Below are 3,471 nucleotides of genomic sequence, written 5' to 3'. Positions count from 1 at the left end.
GGGTGACGGGCGAATATTCAATGCTTCCCCGCGCGACACATACGCGCGGCAGCCGGGAGGCGGCGCGCGGCAAGCAGAGCGGGCGAACGCAGGAAATACAGCGTCTTATCGGGCGTTCCTTACGCTCCGTGGTAGATCTGCGGAAGCTCGGCGAACGGCAGATCACGCTTGATTGCGACGTCATCCAGGCGGACGGCGGGACCCGCACCGCCGCCATCTCGGGCGCATGGGTCGCTCTGCGGCTGGCAGTGAACGGGTTGATGGCAAGCGGCGACGTCAAGGTCGATCCAATCGAAAAACAGGTCGCGGCGATCAGCTGCGGCATCTACAAGGGCACGCCCGTGCTCGATCTCGATTACGACGAGGACAGCAACGCCGATGCGGACGCGAATTTCGTGCTGATCAGCGGCGGGCAAATCGCCGAAGTGCAGGCGACTGCGGAAGGTGCGACTTATGACGAGGAAGGCCTGCTGCGCCTGCTGCGCCTCGCCCGAATCGGCTGTGACGGCATCTTCGCCGCACAGCTCGATGCGGTGAAGTGAGGCGGCACAGTGACAAGGCGCCTCGGTTCCGGTTCCCTCGTGATTGCCACGCATAACGCAGGCAAGTTGAAGGAAATTTCCGCGCTGCTCGGGCCGTACGGGGTGAACTGCTTGTCGGCCGGATCACTCGGCCTGCCTGAACCGGCGGAAACCGGGACCACCTTCGTCCAGAACGCACTGATCAAGGCGCGGGCTTCGGCGGAGGCGTCGGGGATTGTCTCGCTCGCCGATGACAGCGGATTGTCGGTTGCCGCGCTGGATGGCCGCCCCGGTGTCTATACCGCAGACTGGGCCGAACGGCAGTGGTTCGAGGGAAAGCCGGGCCGCGACTGGTACATGGCGATGGGCAAGGTCGAAGGGATGCTGTGCGAAGCCGGTCCCGCCACGCCGCGCGATGCGTGGTTCAGCTGCGTGTTGGCGCTGGCATGGCCGGACGGCGAAACGGCAGTGTACGAGGGCCGCGTTGATGGCACGCTGACTTGGCCGCCGCGCGGAACGATGGGCTTCGGTTACGACCCCGTATTCGTACCCCTGGGCGGAGAGGCCACTTTTGCCGAGCTCGATCCGGAGGAAAAGCACCGCATCAGCCACCGGGCCGATGCCTTTGCAAAGCTGGTGGCGGAGCAGTTCGGATAGTCAGCCGATCTGCTGTCCGATCCAGTTTCCGACCGGCAAATAGCGACAGACCAGGAAATCGTTCGTTGCATCGCGCGATACCGCGCAGCCGACTTCGCGGGTGTCGTGCCAGATGACCTGCGTATAATGCGCTACATCCTGCCACTTGCCGGTGCGGGACACGTCGGGGAACTTGCCCGGCCGAAAATCCTTCCTCTCGTCGATAAAGCCGCCAATCATGGTTTCGGCGCTGTAATACCCCGCGCTGCCCATCCACAGGTTCTCGCCCGCCTTCGCGCGCTGTTCATAGCTGGCGTGTTCCAGCCGGCCCCGCTGAGCGAGGTGATCCGCCCATTGCTTTGCGTCGGCTGCGAGTTTCGCATTCCATTGCAGCGGAACAGCACCCACCCTGACACGCTCGGAATTATGTGCGTGCAGCAGTCGCTCGCCAAATCGGGTCGAGGGCTTTGCCGACTGCGCGGAAAGCGGCGGAGCGATTGCAGCAGCCACAACGCCAGCCGCAGCGAGTACAGCGAATATTTGCCCCTTGGTCATCGCGGCCGATCTTGACTCAGGCGGGTTAACAAGCGCTGAAAGACGCATGGCCCGCGCGTTATATATCCATTGGCCCTTCTGCCTGAAGAAGTGCCCCTATTGCGACTTCAACAGCCACGTCCGGTCGGGGGTCGATGTCGCGGCGTGGCAGAGAGCTTTGCTGGCCGACATGCGTCATGAAGCGCAAATTGCGTCGGGCGAGCCGCTCCAGTCGATCTTTTTCGGCGGCGGCACACCTTCGCTAATGCCGCCTGGTCTGGTGGGCGCGCTGCTGGATGAGGCAGAGCGGCTGTGGGGCTTCGCATCCGGTATCGAGATAACGCTCGAAGCCAACCCCTCCTCGGTCGAAGCTTCGAAATTCGCCGATCTGGCAAGTGCGGGGGTCGGGCGCGTCTCGCTGGGCCTGCAGGCGCTGGATGATGCGGCGCTCAAATTTCTCGGGCGACTTCACGGGGTGGAGGAAGGCCTGGCTGCGCTGGACGTGGCGCAGCGGCATTTCAGACGCGTCAGCTGCGACCTGATCTATGCCCTGCCCGGACAAACGGTGGAGGATTGGCACGGCGAACTGACGCGGGCGCTCGGGTTCGGCACCGACCATTTGTCACTGTACCAATTGACCATAGAGCCAGGCACACGGTTCGCAACTGACGTCCGGCGCGGAGCCTTCGCGCCGCTGGAGGATGATCCGGCCGCGGATTTGTTCGCCCTCACCCGGGAACTCACCGATGCAGCCGGCATTCCGGCCTATGAAATCAGCAACCACGCCCGACCCGGCGAACAGAGCCGCCACAATCTGACTTATTGGCGTTACCAGGACTATTGCGGAATCGGCCCCGGCGCACATGGCCGCCGCGGGGGGATGGCCACCGTGCGGCAGAAAAAGCCGGAAAACTTCCTCGCCGCGGTAGGCAACAACGGGAGCGGGATAAGCGAGAGCCGCGCGCTCGAAGCGCGCGAACAGGCCGCCGAAGCCTTGCTGATGGGGCTGAGGCTGGCTGAAGGCGTCGATCTGGCCGATCTGACCTCCCGGTTTGGCCTGCCTGCCGCCCGCATGGTTGATTCAGACCGGCTGCGGCTGCTGATCGACCTGTCGCTGGCGTGGCAGCGCGGCGACAGGATCGGCGTCACGCCTGCCGGAATGCCGCTGCTCGACGCGCTATTGGGCGAGTTGGTGCACGGCGAACTGGTCGCCGCATGACCGGCGCGATGTCACCGTTGGACGCAATGCTGGGGCAGTGGCGCGATCATCTCGCCCAGGCCCGTCGCCGCTCCCCGCATACGGTCCGGGCCTATGTGGCTGTAGCGAAGAGGCTGATCGAAGACAGGGGACTTCGCGACTGGAACGAAATCGCCGCGATCGAAGGGGCGGAACTCAGGGCGCAACTCGCTTCCCGCCGCGCCGACGGCCTCGGAAACGCCTCTGCCGCGCGGGAATTGTCGGCGCTCAAGGCGTTCATTTCCTTCGCCCGCGATCAGGCGGGGCTGGAAAGCAGCACCGCGCCGCGTCTGCGCGGACCGCGAGTCAAGAAGGGCCTGCCCCGCCCCGTGACTCCCGATGAAGCCACGAACCTGGCCGCGATGGTCGCCATCAGCGCAGGCGAGGAATGGATCGGCGCGCGGGACCGGGCGGTGCTGCTGCTACTCTACGGCGCTGGTCTGCGGATAGCCGAGGCGCTATCGCTGACAGGCAGCGACGTTCCGCTGGGCACGACCCTGTCCGTTACCGGCAAGGGCGGCAAACAGCGCGTAGTGCCGGTGC

At 64.9% G+C, this 3,471-nt stretch carries 5 protein-coding genes; 4 read left to right on the top strand and 1 reads right to left on the bottom strand.

Annotation, left to right across the window (positions count from 1 at the left end; genetic code table 11):
• Positions 1 to 542: ribonuclease PH (rph, locus tag U0988_RS00895; RefSeq protein WP_322290772.1), on the top strand; the 542-nt coding region annotated here is incomplete at its 5' end.
• Positions 543 to 551: 9 nt separating this feature from the next.
• Positions 552 to 1,178: an RdgB/HAM1 family non-canonical purine NTP pyrophosphatase gene (gene rdgB, locus U0988_RS00890; RefSeq protein ID WP_322290771.1), complete on the top strand. Its 627-nt coding sequence runs from the start codon at positions 552 to 554 to the stop codon at positions 1,176 to 1,178.
• Here rdgB and U0988_RS00885 read toward each other — a convergent pair whose 3' ends face one another.
• Positions 1,179 to 1,712: a CAP domain-containing protein gene (locus tag U0988_RS00885; protein ID WP_322290770.1), complete on the bottom strand. Its 534-nt coding sequence runs from the start codon at positions 1,710 to 1,712 to the stop codon at positions 1,179 to 1,181.
• A 46-nt stretch (positions 1,713 to 1,758) separates the two neighbouring features.
• Between U0988_RS00885 and hemW the strand changes: the two genes are divergently transcribed.
• Positions 1,759 to 2,910: a radical SAM family heme chaperone HemW gene (gene hemW, locus U0988_RS00880; protein ID WP_322290769.1), complete on the top strand. Its 1,152-nt coding sequence runs from the start codon at positions 1,759 to 1,761 to the stop codon at positions 2,908 to 2,910.
• Positions 2,911 to 2,918: 8 nt separating this feature from the next.
• The coding region (locus U0988_RS00875; RefSeq protein ID WP_322290768.1) for a site-specific integrase at positions 2,919 to 3,471 on the top strand (553 nt) is incomplete at its 3' end.

It is taken from the genome of Allopontixanthobacter sp. (genome assembly GCF_034376665.1).
Lineage (GTDB): Bacteria > Pseudomonadota > Alphaproteobacteria > Sphingomonadales > Sphingomonadaceae > Allopontixanthobacter.
The sequence above is the reverse complement of the archived record's forward strand: the minus strand, read 5'-3'. Positions and strand labels throughout refer to the sequence as shown.

Excerpts from the sequence above, each read along its gene's own strand:
- hemW (WP_322290769.1), top strand. The coding sequence starts at position 1,759 with ATGGCCCGCGCGTTATATATCCATTGGCCCTTCTGCCTGAAGAAGTGC.
- U0988_RS00885 (WP_322290770.1), bottom strand. The coding sequence starts at position 1,712 with ATGACCAAGGGGCAAATATTCGCTGTACTCGCTGCGGCTGGCGTTGTG.